24 protein-coding genes are annotated in these 23974 nt (G+C 64.2%); 15 read left to right on the top strand and 9 right to left on the bottom strand.

Features of this window, described 5'->3' with window-relative positions; genetic code table 11:
- Positions 1-140 precede the first annotated feature (140 nt).
- Positions 141-1007, bottom strand: coding sequence for a glyoxalase III HchA (gene hchA / locus BKA07_RS06815; RefSeq protein WP_167950232.1), 867 nt, complete (start codon positions 1005-1007; stop codon positions 141-143).
- 252 nt (positions 1008-1259) lie between these two features.
- Between hchA and BKA07_RS06810 the strand changes: the two genes are divergently transcribed.
- Together BKA07_RS06810 and BKA07_RS06805 are read left to right on the top strand one after the other, a co-directional pair.
- A complete protein-coding gene (locus BKA07_RS06810) occupies positions 1260-1709 on the top strand; it encodes a MarR family winged helix-turn-helix transcriptional regulator (protein ID WP_209043886.1) in 450 nt (149 codons plus the stop codon).
- A gap of 986 nt (positions 1710-2695) precedes the next feature.
- Positions 2696-3538 carry an alpha/beta fold hydrolase gene (locus tag BKA07_RS06805; protein ID WP_167950231.1) on the top strand — a complete coding sequence of 281 codons (843 nt, stop codon included), beginning with the start codon at positions 2696-2698 and terminating at the stop codon, positions 3536-3538.
- Between the two features lie 30 nt (positions 3539-3568).
- On the opposite strand, the gene BKA07_RS06800 is transcribed toward BKA07_RS06805, so the two are convergent.
- Positions 3569-5050 (bottom strand): FAD-dependent monooxygenase, encoded by a 1482-nt coding sequence (locus tag BKA07_RS06800; RefSeq protein WP_167950230.1) that lies wholly within the window; start codon positions 5048-5050, stop codon positions 3569-3571.
- Between the two features lie 198 nt (positions 5051-5248).
- Between BKA07_RS06800 and BKA07_RS06795 the strand changes: the two genes are divergently transcribed.
- The 9 genes from BKA07_RS06795 to BKA07_RS19225 all read left to right on the top strand — a co-directional run bounded on the left by BKA07_RS06795 (position 5249) and on the right by BKA07_RS19225 (position 14606).
- Positions 5249-5761 carry a MarR family winged helix-turn-helix transcriptional regulator gene (locus BKA07_RS06795; RefSeq protein WP_167950229.1) on the top strand — a complete coding sequence of 171 codons (513 nt, stop codon included), beginning with the start codon at positions 5249-5251 and terminating at the stop codon, positions 5759-5761.
- Positions 5762-5821: 60 nt separating this feature from the next.
- Positions 5822-6958, top strand: coding sequence for an LLM class flavin-dependent oxidoreductase (locus BKA07_RS06790; protein ID WP_245161870.1), 1137 nt, complete (start codon positions 5822-5824; stop codon positions 6956-6958).
- Positions 6958-7524: an NADPH-dependent FMN reductase gene (locus tag BKA07_RS06785; RefSeq protein ID WP_167950228.1), complete on the top strand. Its 567-nt coding sequence runs from the start codon at positions 6958-6960 to the stop codon at positions 7522-7524. The genes BKA07_RS06790 and BKA07_RS06785 overlap by 1 nt, the downstream gene beginning before the upstream one ends.
- Before the next feature lie 130 nt (positions 7525-7654).
- Positions 7655-9199, top strand: coding sequence for a sensor histidine kinase (locus BKA07_RS06780; RefSeq protein WP_167950227.1), 1545 nt, complete (start codon positions 7655-7657; stop codon positions 9197-9199).
- The gene (locus BKA07_RS06775) at positions 9196-10032 is read left to right on the top strand and encodes a response regulator (RefSeq protein WP_167950226.1); all 837 of its coding nucleotides are present in this window, start codon (positions 9196-9198) and stop codon (positions 10030-10032) included. Before BKA07_RS06780 ends, BKA07_RS06775 begins: the two co-directional genes overlap by 4 nt.
- A gap of 142 nt (positions 10033-10174) precedes the next feature.
- Entirely contained in the window at positions 10175-11011 is an 837-nt protein-coding gene (locus tag BKA07_RS06770) for an ABC transporter ATP-binding protein (protein ID WP_167950225.1), read from the top strand.
- A complete protein-coding gene (locus BKA07_RS06765) occupies positions 11008-13527 on the top strand; it encodes an ABC transporter permease (protein WP_167950224.1) in 2520 nt (839 codons plus the stop codon). Before BKA07_RS06770 ends, BKA07_RS06765 begins: the two co-directional genes overlap by 4 nt.
- Before the next feature lie 162 nt (positions 13528-13689).
- A complete protein-coding gene (locus tag BKA07_RS06760) occupies positions 13690-14178 on the top strand; it encodes a DoxX family protein (RefSeq protein WP_167950223.1) in 489 nt (162 codons plus the stop codon).
- A gap of 95 nt (positions 14179-14273) precedes the next feature.
- A complete protein-coding gene (locus tag BKA07_RS19225) occupies positions 14274-14606 on the top strand; it encodes a dihydrofolate reductase family protein (protein ID WP_342449007.1) in 333 nt (110 codons plus the stop codon).
- A 12-nt stretch (positions 14607-14618) separates the two neighbouring features.
- Here BKA07_RS19225 and BKA07_RS06750 read toward each other — a convergent pair whose 3' ends face one another.
- A complete protein-coding gene (locus BKA07_RS06750) occupies positions 14619-15245 on the bottom strand; it encodes a TetR/AcrR family transcriptional regulator (RefSeq protein ID WP_167950222.1) in 627 nt (208 codons plus the stop codon).
- Between the two features lie 78 nt (positions 15246-15323).
- Here BKA07_RS06750 and BKA07_RS06745 point away from each other — a divergent pair, with 78 nt between their 5' ends.
- A complete protein-coding gene (locus BKA07_RS06745) occupies positions 15324-15860 on the top strand; it encodes a DUF1453 domain-containing protein (protein WP_167950221.1) in 537 nt (178 codons plus the stop codon).
- 58 nt (positions 15861-15918) lie between these two features.
- Here the strand turns inward: BKA07_RS06745 and BKA07_RS06740 are convergent, their stop codons facing one another.
- Genes BKA07_RS06740 through BKA07_RS06720 form a run of 5 tightly spaced genes read right to left on the bottom strand, consistent with a single transcriptional unit; the run spans position 15919 to position 20983 of the window.
- Entirely contained in the window at positions 15919-16755 is an 837-nt protein-coding gene (locus BKA07_RS06740; protein WP_167950220.1) for a citryl-CoA lyase, read from the bottom strand.
- Positions 16752-17963 (bottom strand): CaiB/BaiF CoA transferase family protein, encoded by a 1212-nt coding sequence (locus BKA07_RS06735; RefSeq protein WP_167950219.1) that lies wholly within the window; start codon positions 17961-17963, stop codon positions 16752-16754. Before BKA07_RS06735 ends, BKA07_RS06740 begins: the two co-directional genes overlap by 4 nt.
- A complete protein-coding gene (locus tag BKA07_RS06730) occupies positions 17963-19468 on the bottom strand; it encodes a tripartite tricarboxylate transporter permease (RefSeq protein WP_167950218.1) in 1506 nt (501 codons plus the stop codon). The genes BKA07_RS06735 and BKA07_RS06730 overlap by 1 nt, the downstream gene beginning before the upstream one ends.
- Position 19469: 1 nt before the next feature.
- Positions 19470-20006, bottom strand: a complete 537-nt coding sequence (locus tag BKA07_RS06725) for a tripartite tricarboxylate transporter TctB family protein (protein WP_167950217.1) — start codon at positions 20004-20006, stop codon at positions 19470-19472.
- The gene (locus BKA07_RS06720) at positions 20003-20983 is read right to left on the bottom strand and encodes a Bug family tripartite tricarboxylate transporter substrate binding protein (protein ID WP_167950216.1); all 981 of its coding nucleotides are present in this window, start codon (positions 20981-20983) and stop codon (positions 20003-20005) included. Before BKA07_RS06720 ends, BKA07_RS06725 begins: the two co-directional genes overlap by 4 nt.
- Before the next feature lie 119 nt (positions 20984-21102).
- Between BKA07_RS06720 and BKA07_RS06715 the strand changes: the two genes are divergently transcribed.
- The 3 genes from BKA07_RS06715 to BKA07_RS06705 all read left to right on the top strand — a co-directional run bounded on the left by BKA07_RS06715 (position 21103) and on the right by BKA07_RS06705 (position 23607).
- Positions 21103-21444 (top strand): universal stress protein, encoded by a 342-nt coding sequence (locus tag BKA07_RS06715; RefSeq protein ID WP_167950215.1) that lies wholly within the window; start codon positions 21103-21105, stop codon positions 21442-21444.
- Complete coding sequence (locus BKA07_RS06710) at positions 21437-22216, top strand: IclR family transcriptional regulator (protein WP_167950214.1); 780 nt, start codon at positions 21437-21439, stop codon at positions 22214-22216. Before BKA07_RS06715 ends, BKA07_RS06710 begins: the two co-directional genes overlap by 8 nt.
- 188 nt (positions 22217-22404) lie before the next feature.
- Positions 22405-23607, top strand: a complete 1203-nt coding sequence (locus BKA07_RS06705) for a calcium:cation antiporter (protein WP_167950213.1) — start codon at positions 22405-22407, stop codon at positions 23605-23607.
- Between the two features lie 121 nt (positions 23608-23728).
- Here BKA07_RS06705 and BKA07_RS06700 read toward each other — a convergent pair whose 3' ends face one another.
- Positions 23729-23953, bottom strand: coding sequence for a hypothetical protein (locus tag BKA07_RS06700; protein WP_167950212.1), 225 nt, complete (start codon positions 23951-23953; stop codon positions 23729-23731).
- Positions 23954-23974: the final 21 nt, after the last annotated feature.

Below are 23974 nucleotides of genomic sequence, written 5' to 3'. Positions count from 1 at the left end.
CGAGATGTGCTCGACGATGCGGTCGAGTCGTCTCGTGGACTCAGCCGGCCTGACCGATCCCCGCTTCGTCGGTAGATAACACGAGTGCGGCCTGGAAAGTGGTGCGCGGCGGTTCCGAACCGCCGCGCACCGTGGTTGTCTCAGTTGCCGAACTTCTGCAGCAGCGCGGTCACAGAATCCTTGCCCAGTTGGTTGGCTGCCAGGGGGCTGTCGCCGGACAGGAGGTTGCGATCGCGCGTGGTCGCGCCGGTCATGTCGTCGTTGATGATTTCGATGCCTTCCTTCTTGAGGGTTCCGCCCAGATCCCAGGGCATCTCGCCTGGCAGATAGCCGATTTCGAGGTTCGTCCCGAAATCGAGCGAGTCCGGGAAGGCGGTGATCTTGTACCCCGAGAAGGCATTAGAGTCGCGGCCGATGTTCCCGGTCAGGAGGGCTGCGGGGCCGTGGCACAAGGTAATGATGAGCTTGTCATTGTCTAGGAAGTAGTCCAGCGCGGTCTGGACGTCTTTATCGAATGGGATGACGTTCATCGCGCCGTGGCCGCCGGGGATGAAGATCGCCGCGTAGTCGTCCAGCCCGTCCGCGATCACATCGGCAAGCTTGTGCGGAGACTTGAAGGCTTCCTTGGCACCGTGCCAGGCAGAGGCCATGGCCTCATCGTCCTTAGGGTAGGCCCACCACTCGAACTTGCCGGGCCCACCGGAGATCGTGACCACGTCGATGCCGTAGCCGGCTTCGTGCATGTGGTGGATGGGCAACAACGTTTCTACGGGGTGGTTGCCGGTCGAGAAGTACTTCCCGTTCTTCATCAGCATGTAGCGTTCTTCGGTGGCGATTGTGAGGATCTTCCACTTCCCGCCGGTATACTTCTCGTCGGTGACGAGGCCGTCGAAGTCGGTCTTGGGCGCAGTGTACTGGGTGAGCGAGTAGGGGCTAGGGAAGAACGCGTTGTCCTCGGCCGGATCCGGCGCAGGGTTGCGGTCCTGGGTGTTCTGGTCGTCGGTCATGACATCACCTTTCATCGGTTCCTTGATTCGTCGGCTCGTGGGATGCTGATGCTCAGTCACGGTCAGCCTGTGGTGCACTGACTGAGATCACGGTGGCCGTTTCGACCACGTGGCGACCAATGCCTTTGGAAGCTCCCGTGACAAACCACACCGTGCCTGTCTTGTATCGATGGTTTTGCATATCGTTGGTCACACCAATCATATGTGCAATATAGTGTAAGAAGCTGGCAGACCCAAGGAAAGTACAAAATTATGAATGAGATAACTACGGGGCAGGAAGCATGCGACCTGGGCTGGGCGATTGCCATGACGGGTCGGGGCTACGCGGTTCTAGTTGATCCCGTGTTCGCGAGTTTTCCCCGAGGGGCCCGCGGTTACCAGCTGCTGCACACCGTCATCCATAAGAAGCTCCGCTCACAGATGGCACTCGCTGACTACCTGGGTGTCGACCGGACAGTTATCCCGTACATGATCGACGACCTTGAATCGGCTGGCTACGTCGCTCGAAAGAGCGACCCGCGCGATCGCCGAGTCCGTACCGTCGCTGCCACCGAGGACGGGCTCGCGAAGTACCGGGAGTTGATCGCTGATCTCTCCCACGCGGAAGATCAGTTCCTCAAGGACTTCCCTAAGGATCAACGCGCCGCCCTATTGTCGGGCTTGTCGACTCTCGCCCAACGATCACGAGACGTCTCTGCCTGACGGGACTCGGGGATATGCCACGATCGCCCTATGACCAGAGGGCACTATCCGTCTGCCGATCTGGGTTCGGTGGCTCGATGATGGCGACATCGACGTGACCGATCTCGGCGGTGCGCGCTTGGCCTATCAAGCTCTACTTGCAGAAGGCACTGATGAGATCCAGGCGCAGCTGATGAATAGATCCACGCTGCTCCGACTATGGCCGCAACTGAGTCTCGATTCTCGCGTGCGCGAGCTGTGGGAAGAACGCTTCCCCGAGCTGAGAGGCGTACATGTCTAGTCGCGATGAGATGCAGCCGAAGCGGGTTCGCCCTCGCCGGCACAGCAGCCATTCGAGAGCACGGGGTAACTCAGCGGCCCACGGCCGACGTGGATCTCTTTACAGTCATGTCGGAACAAGACAAGTTCGGAACCGCTGTCGGCTCGAAGCAAGTACGTTTAGGCGTCGTCGACTATGAGGTTGAGATTCCCCACCACAGCCAATCCTTTGCGAATGGTCGTCACGAAAGGCGATCTCGTAGCTGAAATGGATCTCGGGATCGACTGGCGATCGCGGGATCCCGTGACCCTAGTGTGTGGGGCAGTAATGAGATTGTGGCACGCCCGCGTCGGGCAACCGGTCCCGAGAAGTTGCCTCCACCGACCCTGGGGTCCGACAAGAACCTGAATCGATCAGCTCGTAGCCGATGAAGACCCCGATCCGGGCCTGCAGCATCGCCAATGCTGCCCTTTCACCCCGTGGTCTACTCACCCCGCTGGAATCATCCACCCACCACCATCGATGAGGGTACGACCTGCGATCGGCAGTCGTACCTCGTTCGAATGCCGCGTGCGCACAACAGCGACGCGGCGGAGTCCACTGCCAAATTCTGGGAAGTTCCTTCATTGTTCATGGAAACCTCTATTGCGCTGAGGACCGTCGTTTTCTAATGTGTGCCTCAAGCCGAGAACGACCGTTCTCGGACGTGAGGATCGGGAGTCAGACCATGTCATTCATCACCGTCGGCCAGGAGAACACCACCACCATCGACCTCCACTACGAGGATCAGGGATCAGGGCAGCCGGTCGTGCTGATCCATGGTTATCCACTTGACGGCCACAGTTGGGAACGCCAGTCCCGTGAGCTGCTCGCCGCCGGCTTCCGAGTGATCACATATGACCGCCGTGGCTTCGGCCGATCCAGCAAAGTCGGCAGCGGCTATGACTACGACACCTTCGCAGCGGACCTCAACACAGTCCTCGAAACACTTGACCTTCGCGATGTCATCTTGGTCGGATTCTCGATGGGCACCGGCGAACTGGCGAGATACGTCGCACGCTACGGCCATGAACGCGTTGCCAAGCTTGCGTTCCTCGCCTCACTCGAACCCTTCCTCGTCCACACCGAGGACAATCCGACCGGCGTCGACAAGCAGGTCTTCGAGGGCATCGAAGAAGCGGCGAAAGCAGACCGCTATGCATGGTTCACGCAGTTCTACAACGACTTCTACAACCTGGATGAGAACCTGGGATCGCGAATCAGCGAAGAGGTCGTCAGAGCCAATTGGAACACCGCGGCGACCTCGGCCCCGGTGGCGGCATACGCCGTGGTGTCCAGCTGGATCGAAGATTTCCGCACCGACGTCGACGCCGTCCGCGCGGCGAACAAACCCTCGCTCATTCTGCACGGAAGCGCAGACAACATCCTTCCGATCGACGCCACCGGACGACCGTTCCACGCGGCGTTCCCCGAAGCCGAGTACATCGAGGTCGACGGCGCCCCACACGGCCTCCTGTGGACCCACGCCGACGAGGTCAACGCCGCTCTGCTGAGGTTCGTTCGAAGCTGAGGTCGATACCGACTTCCGCTCGTGCGGACATCAGGAGCCGAACCAGAAGGACAGCGCCTCGCTCAGCCCATTCGTGGTGGATTGCCCGACCCAGGCCACGTAGCCGTCCGGACGGATGAGCACGGCGGTGGGAGCCGAGACCTCACCGATCACGGGCAGTTCCCAGACACCGTAGTAGCGCGCGTCGATGCGATTGACTCGGTCGGTCCAAGCGGCGAAGTCGATGTCACCGGGATCACCGAGGTTGAGCAGCACCGGGTTGCCTTCGTGCAGAAGCGTGTACGTGCGACGCACCCCCGCCGAGGTGTGCAGATCCAGGTCGGGCACGCGACGTCCTACCAGTGGGTGGGTGTCTTCGTCGTCGCGTTCGCCACCGACCTCGCGTCCTGTTCTGGTCTCGTAGCGGAGGTCGAGTCCCGACAGGATCCCGGCCAGTGACTTGCGGGGTCCGTCCATGTGGAGCCAGCCATCGATGACTTCGTTGAGGGCCTTGACGCGATCGTCCATCCGCATCAGGGCCGTCTGTGCCAAGTTGTGGTGGATGACCTGCTCACCGACGGCGTGACGCTCCGAGTGATACGTGTCGAGGAGTCTCTCCGGCGAAGTCCCTCTGATCACCTGGGCGAGCTTCCACCCCAGGTTCGCAGCATCCTGGACTCCCGTGTTGAGGCCCTGGCCGCCGACTGGCGAGTGGACATGCGCCGAGTCACCGGCCAAGAGCACCCGCGAAGAACGGTAGGTGGCGGCCTGGCGCGCCATGTCGGTGAAGCGGGAGATCGAACCAGGATCTCGGACACCGAAGTCGGTGCCCCACGCGTCGATCAGCGCGGAGCGCAGGTCATCGAGCGTCGGCTCCGCGCTCTCCTGCGGCTCCTTCTCCGACACGACGAGGCTCGCCCGACCGTTGGGCAGCTGGCTGAACGCCTGCGTCCCGAACGCGTGATGGTGGACGCCCCATTCCGGTTCTTCCGTGAGCTCGACCTCGGCGATGAGACTGCTCATCGTCGGTTCCCAGCCGGGGAAGTCGATCCCGGCAGACTTTCGGATCAGGCTGCGTCCGCCGTCGCAGCCGACGATGTAGTCGGCACGCAGCTCGCGGCCGTCGGACAGTCGGGCGTCGACGCCATCGCGGTCCTGGTCGATACCCGTGACTTCCACGCCGTACTCGATCCTCACCCCGAGCTCCCCGACCCACTCGGCCATGATGCGTTCGGTGTGCTGCTGCCGCAGCCCCAAGCCGTAAGGGTGCCGGGACGGAAAGTCGATGATGCCCAGGCGTGTGTTGCCGAACCCGAGGACCTGCGTGATCTGGCCTTCGGCCAGGAAGCGATCGACGATGCCTCGCTGATCGAACACCTCAAGGGTCCGCGCCTGCAGTCCGAGAGCACGCGTCCCGACCAGCTCCTGATTCGGTCGCCTTTCGATGACAGCGCTGTCCACCCCTGCCAGGGCCAGCTCGGCGGCCAGCATCAGCCCGGTCGGCCCGGCACCTACGATGATCACTTCGGTCATGTCAGCTCCACTCTCTCGACGCGAAGCACAGGTGTGCTTCGTGCACGGGGCACTGCTGCACTGTTGCACGTCCCCATCCGCACTATATTTCAAATGGAAGGAAGGGACTTTGCCTTTTGCCCACGCGACTCCATGCGCTCGGTCAGGCTGTAGATTGAGATTGCTGCAGCATTGGCCCACAGGCACAGGAGGTGCGGTATGGAAGATCTGCCCCTGAGCACGTTGATCTGGCTGCGCATCGTGCGCTTCGTCCAGAACAGCAATCAGCTCTCCAACGAGCATCTGCGCCGGTTCGACCTCACCGTCGCCCAGTTCGAGGCCCTCGCCCACATCCGCAGCTTTCAGCCGGTGTCCCAGTCGGACCTGGCGACGGGACTGACCGTCAGCGGCGGAGGAGTCTCGCGGATGCTCTCCCGGCTCGAACGCGAAGGCCTGATCACCCGGAAGCAGGAGTGGAAGACGAAGTTCATCTCCCTGACCGATGCCGGTCGCGAACTCCTCGGCCGAGCGTACCCGTCCCAGCTCCGGCAGCAGGCGGCGATGTTCGACGATGTCCTCGACGAAGACGAGAAGACGCAGCTGCATGCACTGATGAAGAAGCTCTACGAACACAGTGTCGAACGCAGCCGGAATGCCGAAGTTCGAGCCGCCGACGCGCGAACCGCGGAAACACCGTCCCAATCCGAGCCGACCTACATCGATCGCGCCTGAGGAATATTTCTCCCTCTTCATCAGTTGACATGACAAACGACATGTCATTGAGGAGATAGATTGACTGAACCCACCGGCACACCCGAGTCCACGAAAATGATGGACCGCTTCGGCTTCACGCCCGGTCAGGGCCTGCAGTTCGGGATGTACAGCCTCGGCGACCATCTGCCGAACCCGGCCGACGGCACCCGGATCGGTGCCGGCGAACGCATCCGCGAGTTCGTCGGGTATGCCCAAGCGGCCGAGGATGCCGGCTTCGACTTCTTCAGCCTCGGCGAGAGCCACCAGGAGTACTTCGCCTCCCAGGCCCACGCCGTCATCCTCGGCGCCGTCGCCCAGGCGACGAGGTCCATCCGCATCGGCAGCACCTCGACGATCGTGAGCACCTCGGACCCCGTGCGGGTGTTCGAGAACTTCGCGACTATCGATCACATCTCCGACGGCCGCGCCGAACTCGTCGCCGGCCGTGCCTCCCGGGTCGGGCTGTTCGAACTGCTCGGCTACGACCTGCGCGACTACGAGGAGCTCTATGAGGAGAAGTTCGACCTGCTTCGCCAGATCAACCGCGAACGAGAAGTGACGTGGTCGGGCCGGTTCCGTGCCCCGCTGAACCAGGCCGAGGTCCTGCCCCGCCCGGCCCAGGACCCTCTGCCGATCTGGCGGGCCGTCGGCGGGGCACCCGCCAGCGCCGTCAAAGCGGGCCGGGCCGGCGTGCCCATGGTCATGGCGCACCTGGGAGGAACCACCTCGGTGTTCAAGTCAACGGTCGACTCCTACCGGCAGGCGGCTCGGCACCAGGGCTTCGACCCCGCCGATCTGCCGATCGCCACGGCCGGGTTCCTCCACGTCGCCGAGACCTCGCAGGAGGCACTGCGCGGACTCTACCCGCACATCGACGAGGGGATGAAACGCACGAACGGGCAGGGAATGCCCAAACAGCTGTTCGCCCAGAGCGTCGACCCCGCCAGCATCGTCAACCTCGGCAGCCCGCAGCAGGTGATCGAGAAGATCCTCCACCAGCACGAGGTGTTCGGCCACCAGCGCTTCCTCGGCCAGATCGACTTCGGCGGTATGCCCTACGACCGGGTGTTGGCCCAGATCGAGAAGATCGGAGCCGAGATCATCCCCGCAGTGAAGAAGTACACCGCCACCGAGGCGACATCCGCCGATGACGACTGCGCACAGGAGGCCAACTGATGAAACTCGTCGCCTTGTCCGGCTCGAACGTCGGCACGAAGACCCGAACCGTCATGGAATACGCCGCCCAGGCGGTGATGGCCCAGAATCCCGACATCGAGGTCACGCTCATCGACCTCGCCGAGGAGGACATGGTCTTCGGCGACGGACGGAACTACACCGAATACACCGGCGACACCGGTCGTGTCACACGGGCGATCATGGACGCCGATGCCCTCATCATCGGCACTCCCATCTTCCAGGCCTCGATCCCGGCGACGCTGAAGAACGTCTTCGACCTGCTGCCGGTCGGTGCCTTCCGGGACAAGGTCGTGGCCATGGTCACGACAGCCGGGTCGGCCAAGCACTACCTCATCGCCCAGCAGCAGCTGCTGCCGATCCTCGTCTACATGAAGGCGCAGGTCGTCAGTCCGTACGTGTTCGTCGAGGAGAAGGACCTGAACCGCGGCCGGCTCGTCAACGACGATGTGGTGCAGCGGCTCGACCGTCTTGTCGAGGACACCATCGTGCTGACGAACACCTACACCCAGATCAGAGAGGCCAGAGAAGCCTCGTACGGTTTCTGACCACCTCATTCGACAAGAACGCTCGAGCGACGGGCACGTTCGATCGACAGGGTCGCTCGGCGCCGGGTGCGTTCGCGATCAGCCCTGGGTATGATGCGTCTCGGTTCGCCTCCGCACTAGCATGAGCCTCATGAACGACCGACTCTCCGCCGCCCGTGGCCGGCAGGCCTCACCCCCGGCGGGCCCTGGCAGTCGTCTCGACCGGGTGCGTGCGCTGCTGGCCGCACACCCCTGGGTGAGCGATGCGCTGATCTGGGTGCTCCCGCTGGCCTACATCGCCGTCGCGGCCATCGTGGCCAATGCCGAGACGCCCTCATTTACGGCGCTGCCGACCTTCCTCCAGGTCGCCATCGTCCTGCTCCAGACGGTCCCACTGGCCCTGCGGCGCACAGCACCGCTGTTCAGTTCGATGCTCATCGCCTTCGCCTGTCTGCTCAGCATCCTCACGATGCTCGGACCCACAGTGGGCATCATCGCCGTGCCGTTGACGATCTACTCGACGACGGCCTGGGGCACGCGCCGGCACGGGCACATCGTGTTCGGCCTCGGCCTGGGCGGGGCGCTCCTGCTCGGTCTGTGGTTCTACCTCGTGTCCCTGCAGTCGACGCTCGGACCGAATGCGCGGTCGCTGGAATTCGGCGAGTATCTGCTCATGATCACCGTGGTGGCACTCTGCGCTTCGATCGTGCTCGCTGCCTGGATGCTCGGCGGAGTCGGCTACCGGCGCCGCCGCGAGATCGAAGGGATCCGGGAACGCAACCGCCTCCTCGAGCATGAACGCGAGTCCGAGACGCGTCTGGCCACCGACGCCGAGCGGATGCGCATCGCCCGGGAGATGCACGACGTCATCGCCCACTCGCTCTCCGTCGTCATCGCTCAGGCCGACGGCGGACGCTACGCGGCCTCGGCGAACCCGCAGGCCGCGGTCGGGGCGCTCGAGACGATCTCCCGCACGGGCAGGGACGCACTCGAACAGACCAGGTCACTGCTCGGCTTCCTCCGCGCCGACGATGACGACAGCCGCCGCGCCGCGCCGCTGCCCGGCGTCGCCGACATCCGGCGACTCATCGACGACATCCGTTCCGCCGGTCTGCCCGTGTCCATCGCCGGCATCGACGAGGTCGACGACTCCTCGCTGCCCGACGGTGCCGGCCTGGCGGTGTACCGCATCGTCCAAGAGGCACTGACCAATGTGCTCAAACACGCCGGCAGCATCGCTCGCGCCCACGTGTCGCTGCACACCGAAACACGGGAATTCGTCGCCAGGATCAGCGACGACGGAGCCGGGCAGACCCCCGACGCCGAAACCTCCGATTCCGAACAGCTGCGCTCCCGCGGCAACGGCATCACCGGCATGAAGGAGCGCGCCGCTCTCTACGGCGGCACGCTCACGGCGCGGCCCATCCGCTCCACGGGACTGCCCGACGCGAATCGGCCGCGTGCCGGACATGAGGTCGGTCTGTCCTCGGACAGCGTCACCGGAAGCGCGTTCGGCACCGCCACCGGCTTCGTCGTCGAGGCCCGTTTCCCTCTCCGCGGTGGCGGCGACTCAGCGACAGCCCCGTCAGCGACCGTCCGACCCGAGACCGCTCATTCCGAGACCGCGCACTCCGACGCCGCGCATTCCGAGATCACTCGCGCCGATTCCGAGAGCTCGCACGGAGCAGCTCGATGACCCACCCCGATGCCCAAGCACCCACGGAACCAGATGGCCAGACGCCCACGGGGCCCGATGCCCACACGCGCACGGACCCGGTCGCTGCTCTGCGGATCGTGCTCATCGACGATCAGGTCCTCGTGCGCACGGGATTCGCCATGGTCATCGACTCCCAACCCGATATGAGCGTCGCCGGGCAGGCCGCCGACGGCGACGAGGGAGTGACCACGGTTCGAACCGTGGAACCCGACGTCGTGCTCATGGATGTGCGCATGCCGCGCGTGGACGGCATCGTCGCCACCGAGCAGATCCTCGCCCTGGCCGACTCCGGGCGGATCCGCACTCCCAAGATCATCGTGCTGACGACATTCGACGAGGACGAATACGCCTTGCGGGCGCTGCGCTGCGGCGCCTCCGGGTTCCTCCTCAAGGACACCATGCCCGAGATCCTCCTCGAATCGATCCGCACCGTCATCGACGGCGGTGCGGTCATCGCTCCGAGCACCACCCGCAGACTGCTCGACAGACAGCTGCTCCCCCACCTGGGCGACGGCGATCTCTCCGATCAGGCCACTCAATCGGCACCGCAATCGGCGGAGACCACCTCTGCGGCCGGTCTGCTCGACGAGGCCGCCGTGCAGCGTCTGGAGTCACTGACGCCGCGTGAGCGCGAGGTCCTCACCCTCATCGCCTCGGGTCTGAGCAACACCGAGATCGGCGACGAGCTCTTCCTCGCCAAACCGACCGTGAAGACCCACGTCGGACGCATCCTCATGAAGCTCGAGGCCCGTGACCGGGTTCAGGCCGTCATCCTCGCCTACGAAGCCGGCCTCGTCCACGCACACGGCTGAGGCTCCCTGCGCCGAGGTCATCCCCTGGTGCGGGCAGGTCATCCCCTGGTATGACCTGCGCGTCTTCCCGTCGGTCAGCTGCAGGTCCAAGACCATCCTGCGGTCCGATGTGCCGGATCCCGACAGCGACGAAGCTGGAGGCATGAACTCATCACCGACACAGGCAGAGACAACCACCCCTCCGACCGCCGATTCCGGCGATCATCGCGATCCGGCACACCGGCGCCCCTCACCGAGACCGGCCATCCGAGCGATCGACCTGCGCAAGACCTACGGCGAAGGCGACGCGAAGGTGCTTCCGCTCGACGGCCTCAGCCTCGACATCGAGGCCGGGCGCTTCACCGCGATCATGGGCCCCTCCGGGTCCGGGAAGTCGACACTGCTCAATATGCTCGCCGGACTCGACACCCCGGATTCCGGGGAGGTCATCATCGGCGACACCGCGATCTCCGGCCTCAACGACCGCAAGCTCACGACGCTGCGCCGCGACCGGATCGGGTTCGTCTTCCAAGCCTTCAACCTCGTTCCGGCGATGAATGCCGAGGAGAACATCCTGCTGCCTTCACATCTGTCGGGCAGACGCTGCGATCGTCGCTTCTTCCGCCGCATCGTCGATCTCCTCGGCCTCGGCGATCGCCTGCGCCACCGCCCTCACGAACTCTCCGGCGGGCAGCAGCAACGTGTGGCCGTCGCCCGCGCACTCGTCGCCCAACCCGACGTCATCGTCGCCGACGAACCCACCGGCAACCTCGACTCGACGTCGGGTGCCGAGGTCCTGGGCATACTGCGCTCCTCGGTCGATGAACTGGGCCAGACCGTCGTCATGGTCACCCACGATCCCGTGGCCGCCTCCCGCGCCGATCGGGTGGTGCTGCTGGCCGATGGGAGACTCGCCGGCGAACTCGCCGAGCCCGAACCGGAGACCGTGGCGTCGGCCCTCATGCAGGTCGCCTCCGCTACCGGTGGAGGTGCTCGATGATCCGCCTCGCCCTCTCCAATCTCCGCAGCGCATCCGGCAGGCTCATCGCCGCCGGCATCGCCATCGCCGTATCGGTGGCCTTCATCGTCGCCGCGCTCCTGTTCTCGCAGGCCTTCGGCGACACGCTACGCAATCAGGTCCGCGCCCAGTGGTCGGGTGCCGATGTCGCGATCACCGCTGACGCGGCGGACGATCCTTCAGCGGCCGAGGCGGATCCTGCGCTCAACGAATCTCTCCGCGAAGCCGTCGCCGATGTCGACGGTGCCGAGTCCGCCCAGCTCACGGAATCCGGTTACGTCTCGGTCACCTCGGCGAGCTCCACCGTGACCGCGAACGTGACGAACGTTCCGCAGGCCGGGCAGTCCCAGCCGGAGGAGGGATCGGCTCCGAGTGAGGCGGACGAGGTCATGCTCAACGCCGCCGATGCCGAGACGCTCGGGGCCGGGATCGGGGACTCGCTGACCCTGTCGACCTTCGACGGATCCGGAAACCGCAACGCCGATGGACCCTCCTTCACAGTCTCCGGCATCGTCCCCGGCTCCTCGAGTTCCGGACTCACGCTCTACCTCACCGACGCCGGGCTGCAGAAGGCGCCGGCGGAGCTCATGCCCGAGGCCGTGCGCATCGCCGCCGCCGACGACACAGAGCGCGTCGACCTCGCCGCGACGGTCACGTCGGCGCTCGAATCGGCCGGCCTCAGCGAGGGCGTATCGGTCAAGACCGTCGACCAAGTCGTCGAGGCACAGGTCGACGACCTCTCCGGGGCCTCGGACTTCCTCTCGACTGTCGGCATCGCCTTCGGGCTCCTCTCCGCCGGAGTCGCGGCCCTGGTCATCTCGAACACGTTCCAGGTGCTCGTGGCCTCACGCATCCGTGTGCTCGCGCTCTTCCGCGCCGTCGGAGCCTCGCGACAGCAGGTCCGCGGTGCCGCCCTCGTCGAAAGCCTCACACTCGGCGTCCTCGGCTCGGCCGTCGGAATCGGTCTCGGGTTCCTCATCGGCTGGAGCCTCACATCTGCGGCACGCGAGTTCTGGATGCCCGAGTTCGCTCACCTCTCCGCCACGTGGACGGCACTGCTCGTCGGCCCGGCCGTCGGGATCGCCGTGACTGTGGCCGCCGGTCTCATCCCCGCTGTCCGTGCCTCGCGGGTCTCCCCCATCGAAGCGCTTCGGCCGGTCGACGTTCCTGCAGCCTCCCGCCGCTTCCCGTGGTCCCGCGCGATCCTCGGTGTGGTGCTCGCCTGCGTCGGAGTCGCTCTGAGTCTCTACGGAGCCCTCGAACAGTCGGTCGTCTTCGGCATCCTCGGCTGCTTCGCCCTCTTCGTCGCGATGCTCGCGTCCGCACCGGTGTTCGTTCCGCCGTTCGTCGGGTGGCTCGCTCGCCTCAGCGGAGCGATGACCGGGCGGTCGCCTGCGGTGGCGCTGGCCGGGCGCTCGGCGAGTTCCGCAGGTTCGCGCACGGCGTCGACGACGGGTGCCCTGCTCATCGGCATCACCCTTGTCACCGCTGTCGTCGTCGGCTCGGCCAGTCTGCAGCGCACCCTCGAGCTCGCCACTGCCGGTGACACGCCGGTCGACCTCGTGGTCGCCGAATCGGACGGCGATGTGAAGTCCGTCCTCGCCGACTCCGACATCGTCGAGGACCGGACCACCGTTACGGCCTCCACCGCCTCGGTGAGCGTCGACGGGTTCTCCGGATCCGGCGATCTGGCGGTCACGAGCGCCGCAGAAGCCGCGGACACCCCGGTGCTCCGGAGTGAGGGCTTCGACGTCGACGAGGGCACGGTCCTCATCGAGCCCTCCGCCCTGGGCATCGACGCCGCCGCGGAGGACATCGACGGGAAGACGGCGACCGTGAGCGTCGGCGGCAAGGACATCGAACTCACCGTGGTCGGCTCCCGCAGCGTTCCGACGGGCACCGCGCTCGTCAGCGGTGCGGATTCCGCGACGATCGCCGAGGCAGGCGGCGATCACGATGAACAGACATGGGTGCGCATCGCCGATGACGCCTCGACTTCACAGATCGAGGCGCTGACATCCGAACTCGACGCCGTCGGGGCCTCGAGCGATGCCGGTGCTGCGCTGACCCGGGCCCAATACGCCTCGGTCTTCCAAGTCGCGCTCACTGTGGTGCTCGGTCTGCTGGCCGCGGCAGTCGTCATCGCCGTCATCGGGGTGAGCAACACTCTCACCCTCTCGGTCATCGACCGTCGTCGGGAAGGGGCACTGCTGCGGGCCCTCGGATTCACCCGGCGGGCGATGTCGCGGATGATCACGACCGAGTCCCTGCTCATGGCCGTCATCGCGCTCGTCTTCGGCACCGTACTGGGCACGTTCTTCGGATGGGTGGGCACCTCGTCGCTCACGGCCGGCACGACCGATCCGGTGCTCTCCATTCCGCCGATCCAGGTGGGCCTCATCGTCCTGGCAACGATCATCGCGGCGGTGCTCGCGTCGGCGATCCCGGCTCGCTCGATGTCCCGGATCGCTCCGGCGAAGGGGATGAGCATGGAGTGAGTCGGTGCGGCCCCGGGTCGACTGAGGTCGGCTCGGGGCCGGTCCGGGTCGGCTCGGGACCGATTCTGATCGGATGCCCCCGGCCCGTCCGGGTCCGGGTCGCCACCGGTGTTCAGCGTCCTGCCATACTCTCCCAATACGATGTAGTTTCACTTTCAATCAATGCTGGAGATCGCTGTGTACGCCACGACCGGATTCCCGACCATCGCCCGCGACATCATCACCGTCATCGCCCGCATCACCCTCGGCGTCATCTTCATCGCCCACGGATGGCAGAAGTTCAACGAATGGACCGTGTCCGGAACCACGCAGTCCTTCGCTCAGATGGGTGTGCCCCTGCCTGACATCGCGGCTCCGTTCGCCACCTTCGTCGAACTCATCGGTGGTGCGCTGCTCATCCTCGGTGCTCTGACTCCGATCGTCGGAATCCTGCTGGCGGCCAACCTCCTCGGCGCCCTGCTCATCGTTCACCTCGTGCCCGCGCCGTTCGTCGACCAAGGCGGCTGGGAGCTCGTCGCCGCGCTGGCCGTCGGCGCTCTGCTGCTGGCCGCAATGGGGCCGGGCCGCTTCAGCGTGGACCGACTCCTATTCAAGGGCGGGAAGTCGCGTTCGAGCCGGTCCGTCACCTCGCATTCGGCGGCAGATGCCTGAATCGGCCTCATCGCCCATCCGCTACAGCGCGAGGCGCACTCGTACGTCACTATGGACATATAGGGGCCGCTGCCCTTGCGGCGGGCTCTGCCAAGTTGGAGGCGAAGCCGAAGTATGTTGCATCATCGACGCGGAGCGACTTTCCGTGGACCAACAGCCACCACTTGGTCGGTGACCTGCACGCGTCGGTTCAGGCACTCAAGGATCGGTCCCCCAGCGGAGTGCTCGTCGGCAGCGGCACGCTTGCGACAGAGCTGGACCGACTGGAGCTGATCGACGAGTACAAGTTCCTCATGCATCCGATGATCGCCGGCCACGGCCCCACCCTGTACCAACGCGGCCTGCCCAGAACCCGGCATCTTGATCTGATCTCGGTGGAGCCGCTCAGCAACGGCGTGGTCACCATGCACTTCCGACGAACTGCTTGAGATCGACCCTACCTAGACACGCAGCTTCTCGAGATGGGCGGACAGCACGTCCTTCGCACGCGTGGGCGTGAGCACGTGCGGATGCAGAGTCGAGCGCAGGGTGAGGCCGTCGATGAGCGCTGCCATCGAATCTGCTTCGAGGTCGAGGTCGAGGCCTGAGCGCAGAGCACCGCGACGGGACATGTCCTCCAAGGCTCGCGCCATCAGTGCTTTCGTGCCACGCACCGAGGTCTCGAAGACGTCGGCCAGGTCCGGATCCGTCCGGGCTTCCTCTTCGAAGGCAAGCCACACGACCGACTCGCGTCGGCGGGTCTCATCGAGCGGAAGCAGCTCGGCCAGGAAGTCGACCGTCTTCTCCCTGGCCTCATCGCGGCTGAGATCTCCGGCCTCGAGCGCGGGCAGCAACGCCGAGAGTCGATCTTCGATCCGAGCGCTGACGCGTTCGACTAAGGTCTCGAGAGCGAATCGGACTATTCCTTCGGCCGTCGTGAAGTAGTGCCGGATCGAGCCGATCGCCAATCCGGTCTCCTCGGCGATCGCACGCAGGGACACCTTGGCGAACCCCTGCTTGAGCACGACGGTGTACACGGCGTCGGCGATGATCTCCCGACGCTGAATGGGATCGACTATTTTCGGCATAACTCTTTATAGCATCTATGTGCCATATCATGCTAACGTTTTAGCACAGACCTGCTATATAAATCGAAGGGCTCGCTCATGCATCCTGCAATCATCGCCATAGGTATCGTCGCCGTGATCGCCGTCGTCATCGTTCGCCGCTTCCGCGGAGAGCCTGTCGACGCGAAGGATCTCGCAGTGCCTCCGATCATCATGCTCGCGCTGTCGATCAAGGAACTCTGGGGCTTCGACCATTGGACTCCGGCCAACATCGCCTTCCTCACAATCTCGATCATCGTCGGGGTCGGCTTCGGCATGCTCCGTGGCGCGTCGACGACCTTGTTCGCCAAGCATGGGACCCTGCACCAGAAGTACACCGCGAAGACCATGATCGTGTGGGTGCTCAGCCTCGCCGCCGGCGCAGGCCTGCATTTCGGCGCTCAGCTCATCGGTGCCGAGGAGGCGGTTCGTCCGATGACCCTGAGCATCGGACTGAGCCTGCTGGGCGAGGCGATCGCCTGCGGCTGGCGCGGACTGAATTCCGGAATCCCATTCAGCCGGCGTTCGAGCGACAGTCGTACCGACGCCGACTCATCGCCGCTGTCCGACCTGCTCGACCGTGATCGACGTCGCTGAGTGCGGTGGCTGACAATTCTCGTCGACGGCGGAGCCCTCCGCCGGGAGAGACTGTGATTCAGCCAGTCGTGCCTGACAGCCCTATGTACGGAGCCGTCAGAGGCGGCGGCAGCGGGCCTTTGATCCTTCGCGCACTCTGGCGTTCCTCCCACGCATGCGCGAGGATTCCCACGGAGCGGCTGAGCACGAACAGGCCCCGAGCCAGCTCCGGTGGGCAGCCGAGCGAGGCATAGATGATTGCTGTTGCCCCGTCGATGTTCATCGGCAGACGCTTTCGCCGCCCCTCAGAAAGCGCCGTCTCCAAAGCCAATCCGGCTTCGAGCGGGTCACCGCTGACAGTCTCGGCTGCAACGGCCTCCTTCACAAGTGACAGGAGCGCATCACGTCGCGGATCGACGGTGTGGAAACGATGCCCGAAGCCCGGTACGAACTGCTTGGCGCTGCGATGTTCGCTCACCACTGCGCGAGCGACTTCAAGAGCGTCCCCCTCGCCTGCGGCGATACGTGTGCACATATCATCGAGCAATGCGACGCACTGCTGCCCTGCACCACCGTGCACGTCCCCCAGCGTGTTGGCCCCATTCGCGATGGCGCTGTTGAGACCGATTCCGCACGTAATCGCCATTCGCGCACTGGCGATCGACGGCGCCTGCGGTCCATGATCGGCCGAAGAGAGCAGCGCGGCGTCGAGCAGGCGCGCCTCCCCCGGGGTGAGATCGCGCCCCGTGACCAGCAGCCAGATCACATCGACGAACGAGGACTGCCCGATGAGATCGGCAATGGGCCGTTCCCGGTATTCGATGACATTCGGTTCGATCCTGCTCACCGAGGTGGCCCACCACTGACGTACATCGTCGATCTGTGTCTGGTCTGCCCTCTGTCCGCTGCCGGTCATACAATTCCTCCATGTTCACGCAGTGAGTCGATCTTCGATTGGTCCATTCCGATTTCGCGAAGGATCTCGTCCGTGTGCTCTCCCAGCAGAGGCGGTCCCGCAGCCGGCGTACTCACCGTGCCGTTGATCCGCACGCCGTTGCCGAGAACCGACAGCTTCCGCTCATCGTCGACAGGGTTGGGCACCTCGTGCACGAGCCCGCGCTCGCGGACCTGCGCGAGGTCGAGGACTTCTGAGACCTCGAGCACTTGCCCAGCCGGCACACCTATGGTCGAGAACCCGTCCTCCCACTCTTGGGCTGAACGCTCGGCAAGTGCTTCCTCGAGGCAGAGTTTCAGCTCTTCACGATTGGTCTTGCGCGCCTCCCGTTCGGCAAATCGCGGGTCGGCCGCCAGCTCTTTGCGCCCGATATACCGGCACAGCGCCTCGAACTGCTCCTGTTTGTTCGCAGAGATGTTGATGCGCCCTGCGCCGGTCATGAATGTCCCGGACGGCGCCGCCGTGAAGTTCTCGTTCCCCATGGGCACGGGAGACTGTCCTGCCACGAGGAGGTTGGAGACGACCCAGCCCATGGCCGTGATCGCAGTCTCCAACATGGACACGTCGATCACGCTGCCCTCATTTGTCCGTGCCCTCTCAACGAGTGCGGACGAGATGGCGAACGAGGCGGCCATGCCGCCCAAGGTGTCCGCAACAGGGTAACCGGCACGCAGGGGGCCGCTGTCTTCGGTGCCCGATGACGACATCATGCCCGACAGACCTTGAACGATCTGGTCATAGGCGGGCCTATCGCGCAGTGGGCCGGTCTGGCCGAAGCCGCTTATGGCGCAGTAGACAAGTCGCGGATTGAGTTCCTTCAGCATCTGTTGGCCGAATCCGAGACGGTCCAGAACCCCCGGCCGGAAGTTCTCCAGCAGCACATCGGAGCTCCGAAGGAGGGCGGTGAACGCTTCACGGCCCTCCTCTGTTTTGAGATCGACGGCGATGGACCGTTTACCGCTGTTCTGCGCGACGAATGACGCGCCGAGCTGAGCCTTGTTGAGCTCGGAGTCGGCTCCGAGCGATCGTGCCAGGTCGCCTCCCCCGGGCACCTCCACCTTGACGACATCAGCGCCGGACAGGCTCAATTGATACGCGGCGAACGGTCCGGCGAGGACATTCGTCATGTCCAGGACTTTCACTCCGGTCAAAGGTCCTTGTGCACTCATCAGAGATCAGCACCCTTCTTTCTTCGTAGTCTCGTGACACCGGTGAGCAGGACAGCCGCGAGGAGCACGATATAGAGAGTGATGGAGATTCCGCTGTCGAACAGTGCTCCTACTGATCCTTCACTCACAGCAAGGGTTCGACGAAGCTCCGTCTCCGCCAATGGCCCCAGAATCACCGCAATCAGCACCGGAGCCACCGGTACGTCATAGCGACGCATGAGGAGACCGACCAGGCCCACGCCCAACATCAGTGCGACATCGATGACCGACGCGCTCGTCGAATACACGCCCAGAGCACAGAACATGGCGATTCCGGCATACAGATACGGGCGAGGGATCAGCAACAGCTTCGCCCACAGCGGAGCGAACGGAAGATTGAGGATAAGGAGCACGACGAGGCCGATGAAGAGAGAGGCCAACAGGGCCCACGTCAGTTCCCCATTGCGCTCGAACAGCAGTGGCCCAGGTTGCATTCCGTACTGTTGGAAGGCGGCCATCATGATCGCTGCTGTCGCCGAGGTGGGCAGGCCCAAGGTGAGCAGCGCTCCCATCGCGGTGCCTGAGGTCGCGTTCCCTGCCGCTTCAGGTGCTGCCACCCCGCGGATTGCGCCGCGGCCGAATTCGGGGTCTCGTGATTTCCGGTCGATTCTGCGTTCGTTGCCATAGGCGAGGAAGGTAGGGATCTCCGACCCGCCCACCGGAATCACTCCGAAGGGGAGGCCGAAACCGGTTCCCCTCAACCAGGCCGGCAGCGCCTTCTTGAATTCTCCGCGGGAGAGGAACGGCCTGCGACCGGCCGACAATGTCTTCGACTCCGCGTTTCGTCCGCCTCCGGAAGCAACGTAGAGAACCTCTGCCACGGCGAGGAGTCCGACGGTGATGACGATGATGTCGATTCCGTCGAAGAGCTGGGGCACTCCGAAAGTGAATCGCGAGGCACCCGATTGCGAGTCGATCCCGACGACCGCCAAAGCCAGACCGAGCACCAGAGATGCGAGTCCTTTGACGAACGATTCCGCGACGACCGCCGAAGTGGCGACGAAGGCGAATACCGCGAGCGCGAAGAATTCTGCAGGCCCGAAGTAGGTTGCCAAGACGGCCATCGTCGGGGCCAAGAACGCAACCAGGGTCGTGGCGATCAGCCCACCAGTGAAGGCACCGATCGCAGAGGTCGCCAGGGCCTGGGGAGCGCGACCGGACAGTGCCATCCTGTGACCTTCAAATGTCGCGGCGATTGCGGACGAATTGCCAGGGGTGTTGAGCAGAATTCCCGAGATGGAGTCCCCGAACAGTCCTCCATAGTAGACGCCGGCGAACATGATGAAGGCACCGGTGGGATCGAGAGTGAATGTGATCGGGAGAAGCAGTGCCACTGCCATCGCGGACCCGAGTCCGGGCAGCACTCCGACTGCGGTTCCAAGTAAGGCACCGATGAATACCCACAGCAGATTGATCGGTGACACGGCGGTTTCGAAGCCGCCGAGCAAAGAGGTGATGGTTTCCATTTCAGAACTCTCCTAGGAATCCGGCTGGAAGCGGCAAGCCGAGGCCTCCGACGAAGGCGAGCTGGACAATGGCTGACATGGTCAGTGCGATGAAGGCCGAGGAAAACATGCTCTTGGCTCCCAATCCGGTCGCCACACCGAAGACGAGGATCGCGGCGCTGAGCAGCCACCCCAGAATGTCGAGCAGCAGGATGAACGCAAGAAAGCTGGCGATGACGATCACGACCATTCGCCAGTTCACACCAGCTTCGGACGGTTCGGAAACCGATTCAGAGCCGACAGCTTCTTCAGAACCGGCTGCTTCGGTGTGGGCCATGCTTCGGCGATCGGCTATCAGCTGGCGCACACTTTGGACAGCGACGACAGCGCTGATCGCATACGCGATCACGGTGATGATCGTGGGAAAGAATCGCGGACCGGGAACGGCCGCGGAATCGGGGACTTCCATGGCGACCAAGCCGACCGTGAGGTAGACGGCAACACCGAGGAGGAGCGTCAGGAGCGGAAACGATGCTCCGCTGAGTCTGTTCTGAGTCATAGTCCCAACCCTTCGATGATCGCTTCGACTCTTTGAGTCTCAGCCCCCACGAAACTCTTGAATTCCCTGCCGTCCTGGTAGGCGTCAATCCACTTGTTGCGCTTGAGCGCATCCGCCCATTCCGGGGTCGCTACGGTCTCCGAGATGATCGCCGTGAGTTCGGCGGAGTCGTCATCGGTCAGCCCAGGAGGTGCCACAACACCTCTCCAGTTGGGCAGGTATGTCTCGTAGCCCGCCTCAGCGAACGTGGGCCCGTCGGCCCCGTCCATCCGCTCAGGGGACGCAATGCCCAGGAGCCTCAAGTTGCCTGCGGTCACTTGATCGGCGAACTCGTTGTAGCCGCTGACCCCAGCGGTGACGCTGTGCGACAACAGCGCAGAGACAGCCTCCCCGCCACCGGCGAACGGAACGTAGTTGATCTCGGTCGGGTCGACCTCGACCTCCTGCGCGAGCATTCCTGCAAGAAGATGATCGGTCCCTCCTAATGAGCCGCCACCGAAGGACACCGCACCGGGATCGTCTTTGAGCGCTCGGATAAGGTCGTCGAGTGATTCCAGCGGCGAATCAGTCGGCACCACGATCGCTTCATAGTCGTCGGCCAGATGTGCGATCGCCGTGGTTTCGGTGAGATCGTGCAGCGAGTCGTTGACGTCGATTCCACCCAACATCACAGTTCCGGTGACCATGACGACGTCTGTTTGGCCCTTCATCTGCATGAGCTGTTCGAGAGCGATCGTCCCTGCGGCCCCGGGGACATTGATCACCTGTGGATTTGCGACGATGTTATTTTCCCTCATCGCCACCTGAAGCTCGCGGGCGACGGTGTCCCATCCTCCTCCGGGGGCGGCCCCGACGAGCAGCGTGAGCGCTGTGCGTGCTCCGGACGCTGACCCGCTCACTGCTGACTGTGCTCCTGCCGCGAGTGTCAGCGGAACGCACAGTCCGACCGTCAGCCATTGACGTCTGGTGATTGCCATTCCTCTTCCCTTCTTCTGCGGGCTGCATTGCCCTTTCAGATCAGCAACGACTAGAGTTGATCACACGTTCCGAACAGTGATCAACAAATTCCGTACCTCGGAACGTATCAGGAGAAGAGATGACTGTCCTCTGTGTTGTGAATGATGACGATCTGGGAAGAGAAGTGTTCGGCGCCGGACAACAGGCCGCAACAGCTCTGGGCACCCGGACGGTCGTAGCGGCAGTCCGCGGCGAGAGGCCGAACGCTGAGTTCGGACTCGAGATCGTCACCCTGCCCGAGCATCAGGACGAGGCCGACGCTGTGCTCGATCTCAGCATCGAGACCAAAGCAGCGCTGATCGTCGTCGGCGTGCGCCGGCGGTCGCCGGTCGGGAAGTTCCTCCTCGGCAGCGCAGCTCAACGGATCATTCTCGAAGCAGAAGTACCGGTGCTCACAGTCAAGGAGCCCCTTCATGGCTGAGGCGTCGCCCCCTACGACGATCCGCAGCGTGTCTCGCGCCCTCGCCCTGATCCGGTGCTTCGCCCCCGGGGTCGATTCACTGACTCTGCAGGAGCTGGCGTCCGAAGCCGAGGTCCCCAAGAGCACAGCGGTCCGCATCCTGGGCGCCCTGCGTGCAGAAGGGATGATCGACCACGATCCGTTTACACGCACCTATTCCCCGGGCGTGGGCTTCCTCCATTGGGCACAGGTCGCAGGACATCGCTGGGGTGTTCCGACTGCGGTCACCGATCTCATGCATTCCGCCGTGTCGAAATTCGGCGAATCGATCAGCCTCTACGTACGATCAGGAGACTCACGTATTGCGATCGCCCACGTTCCGGGCACACAGACACTCCGACACGTGATCGCCGTCGGAGAATCAATGACGCTGAGCGCCGGCTCGTCCTCGTGGATCTTGCTGCAGAATGCTCCCCCGGAGATTGTCGAACGAGTCGAGCGATCGCTCCGAGACAGAGGCGCCGGGTACACGGCTAAAGAAAAGATCGAACGGAGCACCCGGTTAGGCTACTCGTCGAGTCGCGGAGAGCGCGAGGCAGGAGTGGCCGGGGTCAGCGTGAGAGTCGATCTCCCGCACGGTCGGCCAGTGGGCGCTTTGACCTTCGGCGGCCCGACTGCACGCATCGGAAAGACGGAGATCACTGAGTACGCCCAGCACCTGCAGACAATTGCGCCGACCATCGGCGCACAACTGGACACGAGGAGGTATTCGTCCGCAACACACGTTTCCTGATCAAGCCGACAGCCCAGACGAGCCTCCGGGTATCGGCGACGACGCAACAGGATCTATTGATCGACGGTGATACTCGGTTTTGCCACCGTGAACCCACCTTGGATATCCTGAGATCGCAGGAACGTTCGGGACGGCCCGGGCGCAATCAGTCACGATGAGGACGGCCTCGCAGAACAGGAATGCCCGTCATGACTGCCGCCATTCGCAGCATCCTCACTCCTACCGCGATCCTCCGCCTCGTCCTGGGCTGGGGCGCGTTCGCCGCCCTGCTCCTCGTCGGCCCACTCCTCGAACCGCCGGTACCCGCTCCCCTGCTGATCACCGCGCTGGTCGTCATCGTCGGGGTCATCCTCATCTGTGCCTTCGGGGTTGTGAACGAGGCCGAGCATCTGGCCCACCGGCTCGGCGATCCCTACGGTTCGCTCGTGCTCACCCTGTCGATCGTGCTCATCGAGGTGGTGCTCATCGCCGCCGTCCTCCTCGGCCCCGGCGACCATACGACGATCGCCCGCGATTCGGTCATGGCCGTGTCCATGATCATCCTCAATGCGGTCATCGGACTGTGTCTGCTGGTCGGAGGGCTCAGGCACGGCGACATGGCGCACAACCGCACCGGCACCTCGACCTATCTCTCGCTCACCATCGTCCTCGCCGCCCTCGCATTCGCCCTGCCGGCACTCATCGGCACCAATGGCAGTTACGCGCACTGGCAGGAGCTTCCGATCATCGTCCTCACGATCGGCATCTATGCCTTCTTCCTCTACCGCCAGACGGGCAGCCAGGCCGATGACTTCGTCGAGGTCGATGAACGACTGACGCGGGCCCCCGCCGAGGCGGCTGGCAGATCCGCAACCGGCACAGAGGCAGGGGACGCACCGGTCACGGTCGTCGAGGGCGAACCCGTGAAGCACAGCATCGTCGACATCATCTCCACCCATCGCACTGAGATCATCGTGCGCCTTCTCCTGCTCGTTGCCACGGTCACGCCCATCGTTCTGCTCTCCCACGATATGGCGACGCTGCTCGATGACGGCTTGGGCCGCCTCGGCGCGCCTGTGGCCCTGTCGGGGGTCGTCATCGCACTCATCGTCTTCCTCCCGGAGACGATCACGTCGATCAGGGCAGCCTGGGCGGGTGAGGTTCAGCGTGTGAGCAACCTGTGCCACGGGGCGCAGGTCTCCACTGTCGGACTGACGATTCCGGTCGTCCTCGTCATCGGAGCCCTCACCGATCAGCAGATCGTACTCGCCGAGTCACCGGCGAACCTCCTCCTGTTCGCCGTCACCCTGCTGCTGTCGGTGACGACGTTCGCGGCGAAGAGGGTCACGGCCGTCCACGGGGCGGCGCACCTCGTCGTGTTCGCGATCTTCGGGATCACACTCTTCTCTTGAGGGGGCATGAGCAGGCAGAAAAGGCCCTCGAGACAACGGTGGAACGCCCCAACACCGGTGTGCACAGGAACTTCTCGGGGCTCCGCAGGTGTCTCGGCGACAGGTTACGGGCCTGGTCTGCTCAACGGCGTGGCGCGCGCCGGCGGGCCGAGAGTTCGTCCGTGATTCGCTCGAGGCTGTGAGCCGAGGTCAGGGCAACCCACCCGCGGACCAGGGTCTGGACGACGGCCGGATTGTCCAGTCGCCTCATCCCCAACCGGTCGTGGGACGGCTGCATGAAACGCCCCAAACCGAAGAGGGCGAGGGCGTAGCCGAAGGCGAGGAACAGCACCGGAAATATCCACATGACCTCATCGTCGCCCGGACC

The sequence above is a fragment of the Brevibacterium marinum genome, from assembly GCF_011927955.1.
In the GTDB taxonomy this organism is placed as follows: Bacteria; Actinomycetota; Actinomycetes; order Actinomycetales; family Brevibacteriaceae; genus Brevibacterium; species Brevibacterium marinum.
Note: the sequence above shows the minus strand (reverse complement) of the source record. Positions and strands in the feature narration are given on the sequence as shown.